The following is a 15,950-nucleotide window of genomic DNA, read 5'->3' on the forward strand; positions in this document are numbered from 1 at the left end:
CCGCTCAGGCCGCCTGCGCCACCCGGTCCTCAGTCTCCGGCGCACGCGCGGGCCCTGGCACGATCAGCGCCGCGATCGCCGTCGTCAGCGGGATCGCCAGCACCAGCCCGATCGAGCCGACCAGCGTGCGCACGATCTCCTCGACGACCTCGCCGGTCGTGAGCAGCACATCCGTCGGGCCGTCCATCATCCACAGCACCATCAGCATCGGCAGCGCAGCGCCCACGTAGGCGAACGCGATCGTGTAGACGGTCGAGGCGATGTGGTCGCGGCCGATGCGCATGGCGCGGCCGAAGAGGTCGCGACGGGTCGCGCCGGGCGCCGCCTCGCGCAGCTCCCAGACGGCTGATGCCTGCGTGATGGTGACGTCGTTGAGCACGCCCATGCCGGCCAGCACGAGACCGCACAGGAACACATCCGACAGATCGAGCCCGACCTGCTGGAAGAGGATGAGCGACTCCTCAGAGCTCGTGCCCATGATGCGCGTCGTCGAGGTCGCGACCCACGCGATCGCGCCCGTCAGCACCAGCCCGATGAGCGTGCCCAGCAGCGCGGTGGTGGTGCGCGTGCTGAAGCCGTGCGCCACGTAGAGCACGATGCACATGACGACGGATGCGCTCACGAGCGCGACGGGGAGGGCGGGCTGGCCGCTCAGCAGCGCTGGCAGCGTGAAGCCGCCGATCGCCACGAAGGCGCCCGCGAGCCCGACGATCGCGGCGAGGCCGCGCCACCGCGCCACCGCGACCACCACGCCCACGAAGACGAGCGCCAGCAGCGCCAGCGGCACCTCGCGGGCGAAGTCGATGAAGATGTAGCTGCTGCCGTAGCCCGCGGCCTCCGGCACGTCGAACACCCGCAGCCGGTCGCCGGGGCCGATCTCACCCATCGCCTCGGGCGGCACGACCACCTCGATCGCGGTTCCGTCATCGAGCCGCGCGGCGACGAGCGTCGTCTCGGCGTCGGGGACGGCGGATGCGGTGGCCTGCGTCGAGCCCGCACCGGCCCCGAAGTAGGGCATGCGATCCGGCAGGTCTGCGGAGCTCGGCCAGAGCGCGACGAGCCCGATGAGGGTGGCGAGCAGCATCGGAGCGAGCACCAGCCAGAGGACGAGTCGCGGGCGGACGCCGACGACGAGCCCCTCGCCGTGGCCGTGGCTGTGGCCGCTCGCGCTCCGGCTGTCGCGCGCGAGCGTCGGCGCGATCACGCCGGAGCCGAGCTCCTCATCCAGCCCGAACCCGTCACGGGCGCGACGCCGCTCCTCGCGCCGCTGGTGCCGGGCGCCATCCACGCCAGAACGATGTCGCCCCACAGCACCTCTCCCCCGGCTCGTGCGCCTGCAGGCTATCAACGCACGGTGTCCAGTCAGGGTCGTCGCGCGGGCGCGCCGGGCAGCGGGGCTCCGGCCCGGCAGACCTCGACGGCCGACGGGCGGCCGCGCAGCGCTACTCCGCCGCCTGCGACCTCGCCACGACGCTCCGCGCGTGCCGCAGGATCGGCTCGTCGACCATCCGCCCCTCGAAGGAGAAGACACCCGGCGTCACCTCGGCGGCGGCGAGGATGCGCTGGGCCTCATCGACCTGCTCGGCCGTCGGCGCGAAGGCGCGGCGGTAGGGCTCGACGTGACTCGGGTGGATGGCCGCCTTCGCTCCGAAGCCGCTCGCGGCCGCGTCGAGCGCCTCCGCATGGGCGCCGTCGAGGTCGGCAATGTCGGTGCGGATCGCGTCGATCGCCGTCTTGCCGAAGGCGCTCGCGGCCAGCAGCACACGACTGCGCGCATGCCGGGCGACGTCGCGATACTCGCCCGCGTCCGTGCGGCTCGAGGTGCCGCCCATCGACGCCACCAGATCCTCTGCGCCCCACATGAGCCCGACGACGGCGCTGTGGTCGGCGATCGCCTCGGCGGCGAGCACCCCTCGCGCCGTCTCGATCAGCGCCACCACGCGCACACCCTGCACGGCCTCGGCGACCGCGTCGACCTCATCCGGCGACTCCGCCTTCGCCAGCATCACGGTGCGGAACGGGCTCGCCGCGACCGCCTCCAGGTCATCGCGGAAGCCAGCGGCTCCGCGCGCCTGCACCCGCACGATGGTGCGCCGCGGGTCGAGCGCAGCGGCCACGACCGCCGCGCGCGCCGCATCCTTGGAGTCGGCCCCGACGGCGTCCTCCAGATCGAGGATCACCGCATCCGCCCGGTCGGCCGCCTTCTGGAACCGGTCGGGCCGATCGCCCGGGCAGAACAGCAGCGCCGGGCCCATCGTGAAGCGACGGCTCATGCCGCCGACTCCGGGCTCTGCTGCAGCAGCACCTGGCGCACGGCCTTCGCGACGACCTCGCCGTGCTGGTTGCGGGCGAGATGCTCGAAGGTCGCGATGCCCTGGCCGGGGCGCGACTTCGATGCGCGCCTGCCGGTCACGCGCGTCTCGCAGTAGATCGTGTCGCCGTGCCGCACGGGCGCGGGGAAGGCGACCTCGCTGAAGCCGAGGTTCGCGACGATCGTGCCCTGCGTCAGCTGCCCGACCGACAGGCCGACCATGGTCGCGAGCGTATGCATCGAGTTGATGAGCGGCTCGCCGAACTCGCTCGACGCGCTCCAGTGGTGATCGAGGTGCAGCGGCTGCGTGTTCATCGTCAGCGTCGTGAACAGCACGTTGTCGGTCTCGGTCATCGTGCGGCCGGGCCGGTGCTCGTAGACCACGCCCTCCTCGAGCTCGTCGAAGTAGAGGCCGCGCTGGGTGATGCGGCGCACGGTGGTGTCCACGGTTCCGTCCTCGGTGCTGTCTGCCACCTGGTTGTCCTCGGTCATCCCTGCTCCTCCTGTGGCGTGACGGTCGCAAGCTCCTGCCCGCGCGTGACCTGCTCGCCGCTCGCGGCTGCCAGGTGCACGGTGCCGGCGACGGGTGCGCGCAGCACATGCTCCATCTTCATGGCTTCGACGCTGATGACCGCCTGCCCCTCCGCGACCGTGTCGCCGTCGGCGACGTGCGTCGCCACGACGGTGCCGGGCATCGGGGATGCCAGGGTCGGCTGCACGGGGCCACGACCACGACGGATGCGCGGCGGCGCCTCGACGAGGAAGTCACCATCGGGGGTGCGCACCCAGGTGCCCTCCGCTGACTGCTGGGCCTGCAGAGCGCCGTCTCCCATCTGTCTGTCCCACGGAGCGCTGGGCGTGTCGAGCTCGTCGACGGTGCCGTCGGCGCGCGTCACGGTCGCGCGCCCGCCGAGGATCTGCACGCTCGCGATGCCCTCGCCGTCGCGCAGCGCGGTGCGCCGGCCGACCGCGCCGCCGATGCGCCAGCCGTCGGGGTCCCAGGCCCCGATGTGCATCGGGACCGGCTGCGCCGACACCGCAGCTGCCGCGAACACCTCGCTCGGCACGCGCGCGTCGGCGATGCGCTCGCCCTCACGATCGATGAAGCCGGTGTCGAGGTCGCCCGCGCGCACGCTCGGCTCGTCGAGCAGCGCCCGCAGGAAGCCGCGGTTCGTGATGACGCCGAAGATCGACGACTCGGCGAGCGCCTGCCGCAGCCGCTCGATCGCCTCGCCGCGGGTCGGCTCGTGCACGATCACCTTCGCGATCATGGGGTCGTAGCTCGAGCCCACGACCGTGCCGTGCTCGACGCCGGCGTCGATGCGCGTGCCGTCCCAGGCCCACTGCAGGTCGAGCACCGTGCCGCCGGTGGGCAGGAAGCCCGCCGCCGGATCCTCTGCATAGATGCGCGCCTCGATCGCGTGGCCGGTGAGCGTCACGTCGTCCTGCGCGATGGTGAGCGGCTCCCCCGCCGCGATGCGCAACTGCTGCTCGACGAGGTCGATGCCCGTGACCATCTCGGTCACCGGGTGCTCGACCTGCAGGCGGGTGTTCATCTCCATGAAGAAGGGCTCGTCGGGCCTGCCGGCGTCGACGATGAACTCCACCGTGCCCGCGCCCACGTAGCCGACCGAGCGGGCCGTCTCCACTGCGGCCGCACCGATCGCGGCGCGCTGCGCCTCGGTGAGCAGCGCGCTGGGCGCCTCCTCGATGACCTTCTGGTGGCGGCGCTGCAGCGAGCACTCGCGCTCGCCCAGGTGGATGACGTTCCCGTGCGTGTCGGCCAGCACCTGCACCTCGATGTGGCGGGGGCGGGTGACGAAGCGCTCGATGAAGAGCGTGTCGTCGCCGAACGACGAGGCGGCCTCGCGGCGGGCGGCGGCGAGCGCGTGCGGCAGCCCGGCAGCCTCGTCGACCCGGTACATGCCCTTGCCACCGCCGCCGGCCGCGGGCTTGATGAGCACGGGGAACCCCACCCGCTCGGCGCCCGCGATGAGCGCCGCGTCGTCCAGCCCCGGCTCCGCGATGCCCGGCACCGTCGCGACGCCGCGCGACTCGACGGCGTGCCGCGCCCGGATCTTGTCGCCCATCGTCTCGATCGCCGAGGCGGGCGGTCCGATGAAGACGACCCCCGCATCCGCGCACGCCTGCGCGAACGCCGCGTTCTCCGACAGGAAGCCGTAGCCCGGGTGGATCGCCTGCGCGCCCGTGTCGACCGCCGCGGCGATGATCCGCTCGATCGAGAGGTAGGTGTCGCGCAGCGGGCCAGCGCCGAGCGAGACCACCTCGTCGAAATGGCCCGGGTGCGGCGAGGGGTCGTCCTCGGCGCGCACCGCCACCGAGCGGATGCCCTGCTCGCGCAGGGTGCGCGCGATGCGGATGGCGATCTCGCCGCGGTTGGCGACCATGACCTTCGTGAACTTCTCGGGCATCCCGATCACATCCTGAAGACGCCGAAGCGCGGCTCTGGCAGCGGCACGGCGGTCACGACGTCGAGCGCCATGCCGAGCACGCGGCGGGTGTCTGCCGGGTCGATGACGCCGTCGTCCCACAGCCTGGCCGAGGCGTAGTACGGGTTGCCCTGCCGCTCGTACTGCTCGCGCACCGGGCGCTCGAACTCGTCCTGCGCATCCGCCGACCACTCCTCGCCGGCCGCCTCGAGCTGCTCGCGCTTGACGGTGGAGAGCACGGATGCGGCCTGGGGCCCGCCCATCACGCTCACGCGCGCGTTGGGCCACAGCCACAGGAAGCGGGGGTCGTAGGCGCGGCCGCACATGGAGTAGGTGCCGGCGCCGAACGAGCCGCCGACGACGACGGTGAGCTTCGGCACGCGCGTGGTGGCGACGGCGGTGACCATCTTGGCGCCGTGCTTGGCGATGCCGCCGCGCTCGGCCTCCGAGCCGACCATGAAGCCGGTGATGTTCTGCAGGAAGATGAGCGGCACGCCGCGCTGGTCGCACAGCTCGATGAAGTGCGCGCCCTTCATGGCCGACTCGCTGAAGAGCACGCCGTTGTTGGCGATGATGCCGACGGTGTGGCCGTGCAGCTCGGCGAAGCCGGTGACGAGCGTCTCGCCGTAGCCGGCCTTGAACTCGTGGAACTCGCTGCGGTCGACGATGCGGGCGATGATCTCGTGCGCGTCGTAGGGCGTCTGCAGATCGGGCGGGATCGCCCCGTAGAGCGTGGCGGGGTCGACGGCGGGCGCGCGACTCGGGCCATGGCCCGACCAGCCGAAGGTGGCTGCGGCGGTCGGCCGTGTGCCGGCGGGCATCGCGCGATCCTCGGGCAGCGACGCCACCATGTCGCGCACGATCTCGAGCGCGTGCGCGTCGTCGTCGGCGAGGTGGTCGACGACGCCCGAGACCTCGGCGTGCAGCACGCCGCCGCCGAGCGACTCCGCGTCGATGATCTCGCCGGTGGCGGCCTTCACGAGCGGCGGGCCGCCGAGGAAGATCGTGCCCTGGTCGCGCACGATCACCGTCTCGTCGCTCATCGCCGGCACGTAGGCGCCTCCGGCGGTCGACGAGCCCATCACGGCGGCGAGCTGCGGGATGCCGAGCGCCGAGAGCTGCGCCTGGTTGAAGAAGATGCGGCCGAAGTGCTCGCGGTCGGGGAAGACCTCATCCTGCATCGGCAGGAAGGCGCCACCCGAGTCGACCAGCGCGATGCACGGCAGCCGGTTCTCGCGCGCGATCTGCTGCGCGCGCAGGTGCTTCTTGACGGTCAGCGGATAGTAGGTGCCGCCCTTGACCGTCGCATCGTTGGCGATCACCATCACGAACCGGCCGTGCACCAGCCCGATGCCGGCGACGACGCCCGCGGAGGGCGCATCCCCCGCATCGCCATCCTGCGGCGTGCCGTAGACGCCCCAGGCTGCCAGCGGCGCGATCTCCAGGAACGGGCTGCCGGCATCGAGCAGCGCGTCGATGCGGTCGCGCGCCAGCAGCTTGCCGCGCGCGACGTGCCGCTCGCGGCTCTTCTCGGGGCCGCCGAGCGCCACGCGGTCGAGCCGCTCGCGCAGCTGGCCGACGAGCGCCTCCATGGCGGTGCGATTGGCTGTCGCCGCATCCGAGGCAGGGTCGACGTGGGTCGTCAGGGCGTGCATGCTCCTACCGTGCCAGATCCCTAGCGCGCCAGCGCCAGGGCAGGCCGCTCGAGCACGGCGGCGATGTCGGCCAGGAAGCCGGCAGCCTCGCGCCCGTCGAGCACGCGGTGGTCGAACGAGATCGTCACGGTGCAGACGTCGCGCAGCACGATCTCGCCCCGATGATTCCACGGCAGCTTCCGGATCGCGCCGAGCGCGATGATCGCCGACTCCCCCGGGTTGAGGATCGGGATGCCGCCGTCGACGCCGAAGACGCCGACGTTCGAGATCGTGATGTTCGACGAGGTGAGCTCTGCCATCGACAGCGTGCTCTCGCGGGCGCGCACGGCGCGATCCTTGATCTGCTCGGTGAGCTCGACGGCTCCCATGCCCTCCGCCTCGTCGACCGAGGCGACCACCAGGCCGCGATCGGTCGAGACGGCGATGCCGAGGTTGACGTGCGCGAAGCGCTCGAGCTCGTTGGTGTCGGCGTGGAAGGAGGAGGTCACGTCTGGCCAGCGCTTCGCCGCGAGCAGGATCGCCCGGCTGGCGAGCGCCAGGAACGAGGCGTCGCTGCTCTTGGCGAGCGCGAGCGTCTCGGTCACGTCGACCTGATGGAACGTCGCCGCGTGCGGCACGGTGAGCGCCGACTGCGACATCGCGGCGGCCGTGTGCTTGCGCAGCCCGGTCACCTTCTCGCGCGTCGACGCCGGTGCTGCCTGCGGGGCTGCGGATGGGGTGCCGGCCGTCTCGAGGTCGGCGCGCGTGACGAGGCCGTCGGCGCCGCTCGGGCGCACCGACTGCAGGTCGATGCCGCGCTCCTTGGCGAGCTTGCGCACGGGAGGCATGGCGCGATTCGGGCCGCGCAGCTCGACGCGCTCGAAGGGCTCGGCATCCCAGCTGCGCTTCGCGCGCGTCGGCTTGCCGCCGTGCACGGTGATGTGGCCGACGAGCACCGAGACCTTCTCCGGCTTGTCGTCGGCAGCCGCTGCCGCCTCCGCCTGTGCGGTGAGGTTCGTCTCGGGTGCGGAGACGGGAGCGCTCACGATGCCGGGCTCGTCGCCGACCGGACCGGCAGCATCCGGAGCCTCATGGGCGACCGGACCGGCGGCATCCTGTGCCGGTGCAGCCTCGCCATCGCCCAGGTCGAAGTCGATGAGCGGCGCGCCGACGTCGACGGTCTCGCCCTCGCCGGCGTACAGCTTGGCGATCGTGCCCTCGTAGGGCTCGGCAGCTCGACGATGGCCTTCGCCGTCTCGATGTCGGCGAGCGGCTGGTTGAGCTCGACCGTGTCGCCCTCGGCGACGCGCCAGGCGACGATCTCGCTGTCGGTGAGGCCCTCGCCCAGGTCGGGCAGCAGGAAGGTCTTCATCGTGCGGCTCCCACGGTCGTGACGGACGAGTAGTCGAGGCCGGTGCGCGAGTTGCGTCGGCCGAGGGTGCGGTCGACGGCGTCGAGCAGCCGGTCGATGCTCGGCAGATAGTCGTGCTCGACGGCCGAGGGCGGGTAGGGCGTGTCGTAGCCGGTGACGCGCTCGGGCGCTGCCTCGAGGTGCTGGAAGGCGCGCTCGGCGACCGAGGCGACGAGCTCGCTGGAGACCGACGACTCGTTCGGTGCCTCGTGCGCGACGATCAGGCGGCCGGTGCGACGCACCGACTCGACCACGGTGTCGACGTCGAGCGGCGAGATGGAGCGCAGGTCGATGACCTCGATCTCGATGCCCTCGTCGGCCGCTGCGATCGCGGCGCGCAGCGCGGTCTCGACCGTCGGGCCGTAGGCGGCGATCGTCACGTCGCGGCCGCTCGCGACGATGTTGGCGGTCTCGAGGTCGCGCACGATCGTGCGGTCGACCTCCCCCTTCGTGTAGTACTTGCTCTTCGGCTCGAAGAACAGCACCGGGTCGTCGCTCTGGATCGCTGCGCGCAGCGTGGAGTACGCCTCCTGCGGCGTCGACGCGGTGACGACACGCAGACCCGCCGTGTGCGCGAAGTACGACTCGGGCGACTCGGAGTGGTGCTCGACCGAGCCGATCGCGCCGCCGAACGGCACGCGGATGGTCAGCGGCATCGTCACGCGGCCCTGCGAGCGGTAGCGCAGCTTCGCCACCTGCGCGACGATCTGGTCGAACGCGGGGTAGATGAAGCCGTCGAACTGGATCTCGGCCACCACGCGGAAGCCGCGGTAGCTCATGCCGATCGCCGTGCCGATGATCGCCGACTCCGCCAGCGGCGCATCGATCACGCGCTGCGGGCCGAAGGTGTCCTGCAGGCCGTCGGTGACGCGGAAGACGCCGCCGAGCTTGCCGATGTCCTCGCCCATCAGGAGCACGCGGTCGTCGCCGGAGAGCGAGTCGGCGAGCGCTGCGTTGATGGCCTTCGCCAGGGTGAGCGTCTCGGTCATGCCGTGGCCTCGATGCTGTTCACGAACGCCTGGTGCTCGAGGCGCTGGCGCTCCAGACGCCTGGTGGGCTGTGCGTAGACCTGGTCGAAGATCGCGTCGGCGAGGGGCGGCTCTGCGTGCTCGCACGCAGCACGGAACTCCTTGGCGAGCTGGTCGGCGCGGATCTTCGCCTCGGCGCGCACGGCCTCCATGTTGGCGCCCATGCGCTCGAGCGCCCGCTCGACGCGGTCGAGCGGGTCCTTCGCGATCCACGCCTCCTCCTCTGCCCGGTCGCGGTAGCGCTTGGGGTCGTCGGTGGTGGTGTGCGGGCCGCGCCGGTAGGTGACGGCCTCGATGAACGTGGGGCCGCCGCCGCTGCGCGCGCGGTCGAAGGCGATGCGGGCGGCCGCGTGCATGGCGAGCACGTCGTTGCCGTCGACGCGCATCGAGGGGATGCCGAAGCCGGTCGGGCGCAGCGCGAGCGGCACGCCCGACTGCAGGGCCACGGGCTCGGAGATGGCGTACTGGTTGTTCTGGCAGAGGAAGACGACGGGCGCCTGGAAGGTGGATGCCCACACCAGCGCCTCGCTCACGTCGCCCTCGCTCGTGGCGCCGTCGCCGAAGGTGGTCAGCGCCACATCGTCGGAGCCATCCATCTTGGCGGCCATGGCGTAGCCGACGCCGTGCAGCGTCTGCGCGCCGATGATGATCTGCGATGGCGCCATGCGGATCTCCTGCGGGTCCCAGCCGCTGTGGGCGTAGGCCTTCCAGATGCGGGCGAACTCGCTCATGTCGGCGCCTCGCAGCAGGGCGAAGCCGTGCTCGCGGTAGGAGCCGAAGACCCAGTCCTGCTCGCCGAGGGCGCGGGCGGGGCCGACCTGCGCGGCCTCCTGGCCCAGCAGCGGCGGCCACAGCACCAGGTGCCCCTGGCGGGTCAGGGCGAAGGCCTCGGTGTCGAGGCGGCGCACGCGCACCATGTCGACGTAGAGGTTCGTGAGCGCCGACTCGTCGATGTCGGTCAGGTGCGGATCGAGGAGCTCGTTCGGCAGCCGGGTGCCGTCGAGGTCGAGCACGGTCAGCGGGACATCCAGGCCGACGGCGAGCGCGGGATCGGGGGCTGGCACGGTGATCGACACGATCGAACCTCCTCGTTCGAAGCACCTTGTGGGTGCCGGTCGGATCCGATGGACTGGTTGTCCGCAGATCTGTCCTCCGACGCTATCCCCGGAACGCACTTCGCGCAATCAGCGACACGGTTGCTGCGCGGGGCGCGCATTCCGTCGAGGTCGACCCTGCGCTAGATTGCGCATCATGCGCACCGTCGATGACACAGACCGCAGGATCCTGCTCGAGCTCACGAAGCATCCCCGCATCACCAACGCCGCGATCGCCGAGCAGCTCGGCCTCGCCCGCAACACGGTGCAGAGCCGCGTCGCGGCGCTCGAGGCCTCGGATGCGCTGCAGGGCTTCGACCGCAGGTTCCACGCCGCGGCGCTGGGCTACCCGCTGACGGTCTTCATGGCGACGCACGTCGATCAGCCGAAGATCGACTCGGTGGTCGAGCAGCTGCGGCAGATCCCGGAGGTCGTGCAGGCGTTCGGGCTCTCCGGCCAGGCCGACGTGCTGGTGCGGATCGTCTGCCGCGACGCCGAGGATCTCTATCGCGTCAACAAGCTCGTGCTCGCCTGCGAGGGGGTCGAGCGCACCGAGACGTGGCTGTCGATGGGCGAGCTCATCCCCTTCCGGCTCGCGCCGGTGCTCGAGCGCGATCTCGGGCGCAAATAGTTCGGAATCAAAAGAACATCCGTGCGTTCCATTCAGCGGAGGACACCATGAACACGACGATCGACCTGCTGCCCGACGCGACCGACATGGGCCCGGTGCTGCTCAAGACCGCGAAGCTCGCGCGACTGGATCACTGGTACACCGCCGGCGTGGGCCTCGAGCACATCGCCGAGCGCCCGGGCGTCGTCGAGCTCGGCGTCGGAGGCCGCGTCATCCTCGTGCTCGAGGAGGCGCCAGACCTCCGCGGACCGAACCCGGCAGATGCCGGCCTGTTCCACACCGCGATCCTCTACCCGACCCACGCAGCGCTCGCCGCCGCGGTCGTGCGCATGACGCAGATCCCGAACATCCAGTTCGCCGGCACCGGCGACCACCACGTCTCCGAGGCGTTCTACTTCGCCGACCCCGACGGCAACGGCGTCGAGCTCTACGTCGACCGGCCGCGCGACCAGTGGAGCTGGGTGGGCGGGCGCATCCACATGACCACCGAGTTCATCGACCCGAACCGCTTCGTGAACGAGCACCTCGACCGCGGTGCCTTCGGCGGCCCCGCCTCGCTCGCCCCTGCCGGCGCGAAGGTCGGCCACGTGCACCTGCAGGTGGGCGACGTGCCGAGCGCCCGAGCCTTCTACGTCGACGCGCTGGGCTTCGCCGAGACCGCGGCGCTGGGCGACACTGCGCTGTTCGTCAGCGCCGGCGGCTACCACCACCACATGGCGATGAACGTCTGGAACTCGCGCGGCGCGAGCCGCCGGGCCGACACGCTCGGCCTCGGCCGCATCGAGATCAGGGTTCCGGACGCGGATGCGCTGGGCGCGGCACGCGAGCGGCTCATGGCGCGCGGGGTCGAGGTCGCCGATGACGGTCGCGGCATCCGATTCGACGACCCCTGGGCGAACCGCATCACGCTGCTGCCGACGGCGTAGCCGAGAGCGCGCCGTACGCAGCCCTCCGTCGGAGCGCTCAGTCTGCGTACGGCGCGACGGGAAGCTCGGTCACGCTCGGCGGTGGATCGATCGGCGTGCCATCCTCTGTGAAGTACACCGGGCTGGTGTCCTCAGGGAAGTAGAACCGGGGCTGCCAGTCGACTCCTTCCACTGCGGGAAGTCGCAACGACGCGCCCTCGTAGACCTCACCGCCGAAGACCATGTCTGAGAGCGCCGACGCGTCGCCGGGGAAGCATGCGGTGGCTGCCGACGCCCGGATGCTGTGCCCTGCCGGACGGATGGTCACCACGCCACGGCCGACGTCGCCGCCCTCGCCGATGACGTTGACCTCCTGCCGGTCGCCCTCGCCATAGGTCGCGGTCTGCGCGGTCATGCCTGCATCCTCGAACGCGGCGGTCGCGGCGGCGACGGCTCCCTCGACATCGAGCACCTCCGGCTCGAGCACACGAGCCCAAGAGAACGCATACCCGGAGAGCGCGCCGTCGATCCGACAGGGGATCGGGGATGCCCCGTACGACCCCTGATCGACGATCCAGTCGCCCTCGTGGATCGCCATGATCACCGAGTGCATGGTCGTCGCTGAGGAGACGTAGCGCTGCTCGCCGTCGCGGTAGAGGGCGTCGCCGATCGGCGCAGCGATCGCGCCACAGCCCGTGATCGTCGTCACCGTTCCGACGGCGAGCGCCGACATCAAGCCGATCCGAGATCTACTGCGCAACGTGCTCCGTCCATGCAGAAGTCGATGATGCGCTGCTGCGCGCGGGCCTACTCCGCGTCGGCCGCCGGGGCCTCCGGCACCTGCAGGTCGATGACCGGCGCATCGCGCCACAGCCGCTCGAGCTGGTAGTAGGTGCGCTCCTCCTCGTGGAAGACGTGCACCACGATGTCGGAGAAGTCGAGCAGCACCCAGCGGCCGTCGGCGCGGCCCTCGCGACGCACGGGCTTCGCACCCGCGGGCAGCAGCGCATCCTCGACCTCGCGCGCGATGGCGCTCACCTGGCGCTCGTTGCGCCCCGTCGCGATCAGGAACACGTCGGTCAGCGGCAGCTGGCCAGAGACGTCGAGCCCCACCAGATCCACCGCCAGCGCCTTGTCGGCAGCACGTGCTGCAGCGCGCGCGAGCGCGATCGCCTTGTCGTCCGCGCTCATCGCGCACCCCCAGAGATCAGAGCCAGCCCTGCGAGAGTGCGAGAGCCAGGAAGCCTGCAACCGCCACCGCGAAACCACCCGCACCGACGCCGATGGCCACGGGCCAGACGTTGGGGCGCTGCTTCTTCGGCGCGATCTGCACGCGAGCATTTGCATACGACGAGACCGCCTTCGAGGCGCGCACGGGCGCCGTCTCCGGGCTCGTCACCTCGCCCTCGGCGACATCGGAGTCGACGTCGTTGCCGTCGATGGCGGCACGGCCGCGGCCGGACGAGGCGAAGCCCTCCGGCACGTCGATCGAGCCGGTGACGAGCAGGCCGTCATCGCCCTCGAGCGTGAAGTCGGGGCTCTCGCTGCCTGCGGGCAGCACGAGCGCGTTCGCCGTGATCGACGAGGTCGAGGTGCCGCCGCTGCCGGCGACGCCCTGCTCTCGCAGGTCGGCGATGTGGTGCTCCGAGGTGTCGGGCACGACGTTGACGATGACGGGCAGACGCTGCGACTGGCCGCGGCTCGGGCCGGCGACGACCGTGTCGTCGGCGTCCTCCAGTGCCTGGCGGCGATCCTCGAGCTCTGCGGGCGTCACCTCTGCGATGCGACGCGAGGAGACCCGAGGCTGCTGGACGACGACCTCGTCGATCTCGAGATCGTCGACCTCGGCGTCGCTGACGGTGTCGAGGCCCTGCACGTCGTCGATCTGCGCGCTCGAGCGGCGGGCAGACGAGGGTGCGGGAACGGATGCGTCTGCGGGCGCGGGAGCGCTGGGAGCCTCGGGCTCGGCGAGCTCTGCCTCGAGCGCGTCGACGCCCTCGGCGGCGCCGGGGTCGACCTGCTGGATGGCGACCGTCTCGGCCGGCTCGGCGGTGGCCGGGGCAGCATCCTGCGCCTCCGGCTCCTTCTCCTGTGCGCCCTTGCCCTTCTTGCGGCCGAAGAATCGGCCGAGCGGCTTGACGGGCTCGGCGTCGACAGGCTCGGCGTCGACAGGCTCGGCCTGCTGCTCGGACTCAGCCTCGTGCGCCGCTGCGGGAACGCTGGGCGTCGAGTGACGGCCGAGGTGCGCAGGCTCCTCGACGGATGCGCGCTGCTCGTCATCGCCCGGGACGGGCGGCACGCCGCCCGTGGTGGCCAGCTCCTCGGCGCGTTCGCGCGCGCGAAGCTCGCGCCGCGTGAGCGGGCGCTCTTCGTTCGCGTCGGTCATGCTGTCTGTCTCCGGTAGAGGTCGTGCTTGCTGATGTATTGAACCACCCCGTCGGGCACCAGGTACCAGACGGGATATCCGGCGCGGACACGCGCACGGCAATCGGTCGAGGATATCGCAAGCGCGGGGATCTCCAGGAGCGAGACGCGCTCTTTCGGATAACCCGACATCTCGAGCTGGTGCCCCGGGCGAGTGACAGCGACGAAGTGGGCGAGCTGCCAGAGCTCCTCCAGGTCCTTCCACTCCACGATCGAGGCGAACGCATCCGCACCCGTGATGAAGAAGAGGTCGGCGTCCGGATGCAGCGCCCGCAGGTCGCGCAGGGTGTCGATCGTGTAGGTCGGGCCGTCGCGGTCGACGTCGACGCGGCTGACCTTGAAGCGGGGGTTCGACGCCGTCGCGACCACCGTCATCAGGTAGCGGTCCTCGCTCAGCGAGACGTCGCGCTTCTGATACGGCTCGCCCGTCGGCACGAAGACGACCTCGTCGAGCTCGAAGTGCTGCGCGACCTCGCTCGCTGCCACGAGGTGCCCGTGGTGGATCGGGTCGAAGGTGCCGCCCATGATGCCGAGGCGGCGCCGGCGCTCGGGCACGGCGCTGGTGTCAGTGGCGATCGGCAGCGGGTGCCTGCGCGTCTGCGCGGCGGTTGGCGACGTCGCGGAAGGAGCGCAGCACGATGGCGGAGATGAGGAAGACCGCGGCGGTGATGCCCGCAGCGATGAAGGGTGCGACTTCGGCGCCGGCCGATTCGGCCTCAGCGGCGGTCGCGAGCACAAGCAGGTTCATGGGTGCCTCCGATCAGAGCAAGCCTAGCGCGGCAAGTGCCGATCTCCGTTCAGGGCCGCACCTGACCGGTGCCGCGCACGAGCCACTTCGTGCTCGTCAGCTCCGGCAGGCCCATGGGCCCGCGCGCGTGCGCCTTCTGCGTCGAGATCCCGACCTCCGCGCCGAAGCCGAACTCGCCGCCGTCGGTGAACCGGGTGGATGCGTTGTGCATGACCACGGCGGAGTCGACCTCCGCCAGGAACCTGGCCGCCGCATCCGCGTCGCTCGTCAGGATCGTGTCGGTGTGATGCGTGCCGAAGCGGTTGACGTGCTCGATCGCCGCGTCGAGGTCGTCGACGACGCCGATCGCGACATCCATCGAGAGGTGCTCGGTTGCCCAGCCGCCCTCCCCCAGTGGCTGCACGCCGTCGACGCCGGGCAGCGCGCCGTCCGCGTGGATCGTGACGCCCGCCTCCTGCAGCGCGCCCGCGAGCACGGGCACGGCGGTCGCGGCGATGTCGCGGTGCACGAGCACCGTCTCGAGCGCATTGCAGACGCTGGTGCGCTGGGTCTTGGCGTTGAGCACGATCTCGAGGGCCATCGGCAGATCGGCGGCGCGGTCGACGAAGGCGTGCACGATGCCGGCGCCCGTCTCGATCACGGGCACCGTCGACTCGGTGACGACCCGCTCGATGAGCGCTGCGCTCCCCCGCGGCACCAGCAGGTCGACGAGGCCGCGCGCCTGCATGAGCCGGCCTGCGCCGTCGCGACCGAAGCGGTCGATGGTCTGCACCGACTCGCGCGGCAGCCCCTGCGCCTCGATGGCGCCCTGCATGGTGGCGACGAGCACCGCGTTCGTGCGCTCGGCCGCCGAGCCGCCGCGCAGCACGACGGCGTTGCCGGAGCCGAGCGCGATGCAGGCGAGGTCGACCGTGACGTTGGGCCGTGCCTCGTAGATCACGCCGATGACGCCGAAGGGCACGCGCACCTGGGTGAGGTCGATGCCGTTCGGCAGCGTGCGCTGGCGCAGCACCTCACCGATCGGGTCGGGCAGCGAGGCCAGCTGGCGGGCGGCGTCGGCGAGGCCGGCGATGCGGGTGTCGTCGAGCAGCAGGCGGTCGAGCAGACCGGCGTCCAGGCCGCTCTCGCGACCACGTGCGAGGTCCTCGGCGTTGGCCGCGAGGATCGACGCGCTCGCCGCCTCGATCGACTCGGCGATGGCGGTGATCGCGGCATGCCGCTGCTCGGCCGGCGCGACGCCGAGCGCGCGCGAGGCGCGCTGGGATGCGCTCAGGAGCGCCTCGAAGTCGTCGGTCGTGCCATCAGCAGCCATGC

General features: G+C 71.6%; 17 protein-coding genes. 2 read left to right on the forward strand and 15 right to left on the reverse strand.

Annotation, left to right across the window (positions count from 1 at the left end; genetic code table 11):
* Window positions 1–4: 4 nt before the first annotated feature.
* The 9 genes from MKD51_RS10585 to MKD51_RS10625 form a co-directional block, all read right to left on the reverse strand.
* Window positions 5–1,288 (reverse strand): YibE/F family protein, encoded by a 1,284-nt coding sequence (locus MKD51_RS10585; RefSeq protein WP_240240267.1) that lies wholly within the window; start codon window positions 1,286–1,288, stop codon window positions 5–7.
* A gap of 154 nt (window positions 1,289–1,442) precedes the next feature.
* The gene (locus MKD51_RS10590; protein ID WP_240240268.1) at window positions 1,443–2,273 is read right to left on the reverse strand and encodes a CoA ester lyase; all 831 of its coding nucleotides are present in this window, start codon (window positions 2,271–2,273) and stop codon (window positions 1,443–1,445) included.
* Window positions 2,270–2,803: a MaoC family dehydratase gene (locus tag MKD51_RS10595; protein WP_240240269.1), complete on the reverse strand. Its 534-nt coding sequence runs from the start codon at window positions 2,801–2,803 to the stop codon at window positions 2,270–2,272. Before MKD51_RS10595 ends, MKD51_RS10590 begins: the two co-directional genes overlap by 4 nt.
* Window positions 2,800–4,743, reverse strand: coding sequence for a biotin carboxylase N-terminal domain-containing protein (locus tag MKD51_RS10600; RefSeq protein WP_240240270.1), 1,944 nt, complete (start codon window positions 4,741–4,743; stop codon window positions 2,800–2,802). The genes MKD51_RS10595 and MKD51_RS10600 overlap by 4 nt, the downstream gene beginning before the upstream one ends.
* Window positions 4,744–4,748: 5 nt before the next feature.
* The gene (locus tag MKD51_RS10605) at window positions 4,749–6,416 is read right to left on the reverse strand and encodes a carboxyl transferase domain-containing protein (protein ID WP_240240271.1); all 1,668 of its coding nucleotides are present in this window, start codon (window positions 6,414–6,416) and stop codon (window positions 4,749–4,751) included.
* A gap of 20 nt (window positions 6,417–6,436) precedes the next feature.
* A complete protein-coding gene (locus MKD51_RS16365; RefSeq protein ID WP_240240272.1) occupies window positions 6,437–7,441 on the reverse strand; it encodes a dihydrolipoamide acetyltransferase family protein in 1,005 nt (334 codons plus the stop codon).
* A complete protein-coding gene (locus tag MKD51_RS10615; RefSeq protein WP_240240273.1) occupies window positions 7,438–7,767 on the reverse strand; it encodes a biotin/lipoyl-containing protein in 330 nt (109 codons plus the stop codon). The genes MKD51_RS16365 and MKD51_RS10615 overlap by 4 nt, the downstream gene beginning before the upstream one ends.
* The gene (locus MKD51_RS10620) at window positions 7,764–8,795 is read right to left on the reverse strand and encodes an alpha-ketoacid dehydrogenase subunit beta (RefSeq protein ID WP_240240274.1); all 1,032 of its coding nucleotides are present in this window, start codon (window positions 8,793–8,795) and stop codon (window positions 7,764–7,766) included. Before MKD51_RS10620 ends, MKD51_RS10615 begins: the two co-directional genes overlap by 4 nt.
* A complete protein-coding gene (locus MKD51_RS10625; RefSeq protein WP_240240275.1) occupies window positions 8,792–9,910 on the reverse strand; it encodes a thiamine pyrophosphate-dependent dehydrogenase E1 component subunit alpha in 1,119 nt (372 codons plus the stop codon). The genes MKD51_RS10620 and MKD51_RS10625 overlap by 4 nt, the downstream gene beginning before the upstream one ends.
* A gap of 175 nt (window positions 9,911–10,085) precedes the next feature.
* Here MKD51_RS10625 and MKD51_RS10630 point away from each other — a divergent pair, with 175 nt between their 5' ends.
* Both MKD51_RS10630 and MKD51_RS10635 read left to right on the forward strand, forming a co-directional pair.
* Window positions 10,086–10,559 (forward strand): Lrp/AsnC family transcriptional regulator, encoded by a 474-nt coding sequence (locus tag MKD51_RS10630; RefSeq protein ID WP_240240276.1) that lies wholly within the window; start codon window positions 10,086–10,088, stop codon window positions 10,557–10,559.
* Between the two features lie 47 nt (window positions 10,560–10,606).
* A complete protein-coding gene (locus tag MKD51_RS10635) occupies window positions 10,607–11,485 on the forward strand; it encodes a VOC family protein (protein ID WP_240240277.1) in 879 nt (292 codons plus the stop codon).
* 37 nt (window positions 11,486–11,522) lie between these two features.
* Here MKD51_RS10635 and MKD51_RS10640 read toward each other — a convergent pair whose 3' ends face one another.
* The 6 genes from MKD51_RS10640 to MKD51_RS10665 form a co-directional block, all read right to left on the reverse strand.
* Window positions 11,523–12,197 carry a hypothetical protein gene (locus tag MKD51_RS10640; protein WP_240240278.1) on the reverse strand — a complete coding sequence of 225 codons (675 nt, stop codon included), beginning with the start codon at window positions 12,195–12,197 and terminating at the stop codon, window positions 11,523–11,525.
* Window positions 12,198–12,271: 74 nt separating this feature from the next.
* A complete protein-coding gene (gene rsfS / locus MKD51_RS10645; RefSeq protein WP_240240279.1) occupies window positions 12,272–12,655 on the reverse strand; it encodes a ribosome silencing factor in 384 nt (127 codons plus the stop codon).
* A 16-nt stretch (window positions 12,656–12,671) separates the two neighbouring features.
* On the reverse strand, window positions 12,672–13,850 hold the full coding sequence (locus MKD51_RS10650) for a hypothetical protein (protein WP_240240280.1): 1,179 nt from the start codon (window positions 13,848–13,850) through the stop codon (window positions 12,672–12,674).
* Window positions 13,847–14,443: a nicotinate-nucleotide adenylyltransferase gene (gene nadD / locus MKD51_RS10655; protein WP_346986710.1), complete on the reverse strand. Its 597-nt coding sequence runs from the start codon at window positions 14,441–14,443 to the stop codon at window positions 13,847–13,849. The genes MKD51_RS10650 and nadD overlap by 4 nt, the downstream gene beginning before the upstream one ends.
* A 10-nt stretch (window positions 14,444–14,453) precedes the next feature.
* Window positions 14,454–14,636 (reverse strand): hypothetical protein, encoded by a 183-nt coding sequence (locus MKD51_RS10660; RefSeq protein WP_240240281.1) that lies wholly within the window; start codon window positions 14,634–14,636, stop codon window positions 14,454–14,456.
* A gap of 49 nt (window positions 14,637–14,685) precedes the next feature.
* Window positions 14,686–15,948, reverse strand: coding sequence for a glutamate-5-semialdehyde dehydrogenase (locus MKD51_RS10665; RefSeq protein WP_240240282.1), 1,263 nt, complete (start codon window positions 15,946–15,948; stop codon window positions 14,686–14,688).
* Window positions 15,949–15,950: the final 2 nt, after the last annotated feature.

Source organism: Agrococcus sp. ARC_14 (genome assembly GCF_022436485.1).
GTDB lineage: Bacteria > Actinomycetota > Actinomycetes > Actinomycetales > Microbacteriaceae > Agrococcus.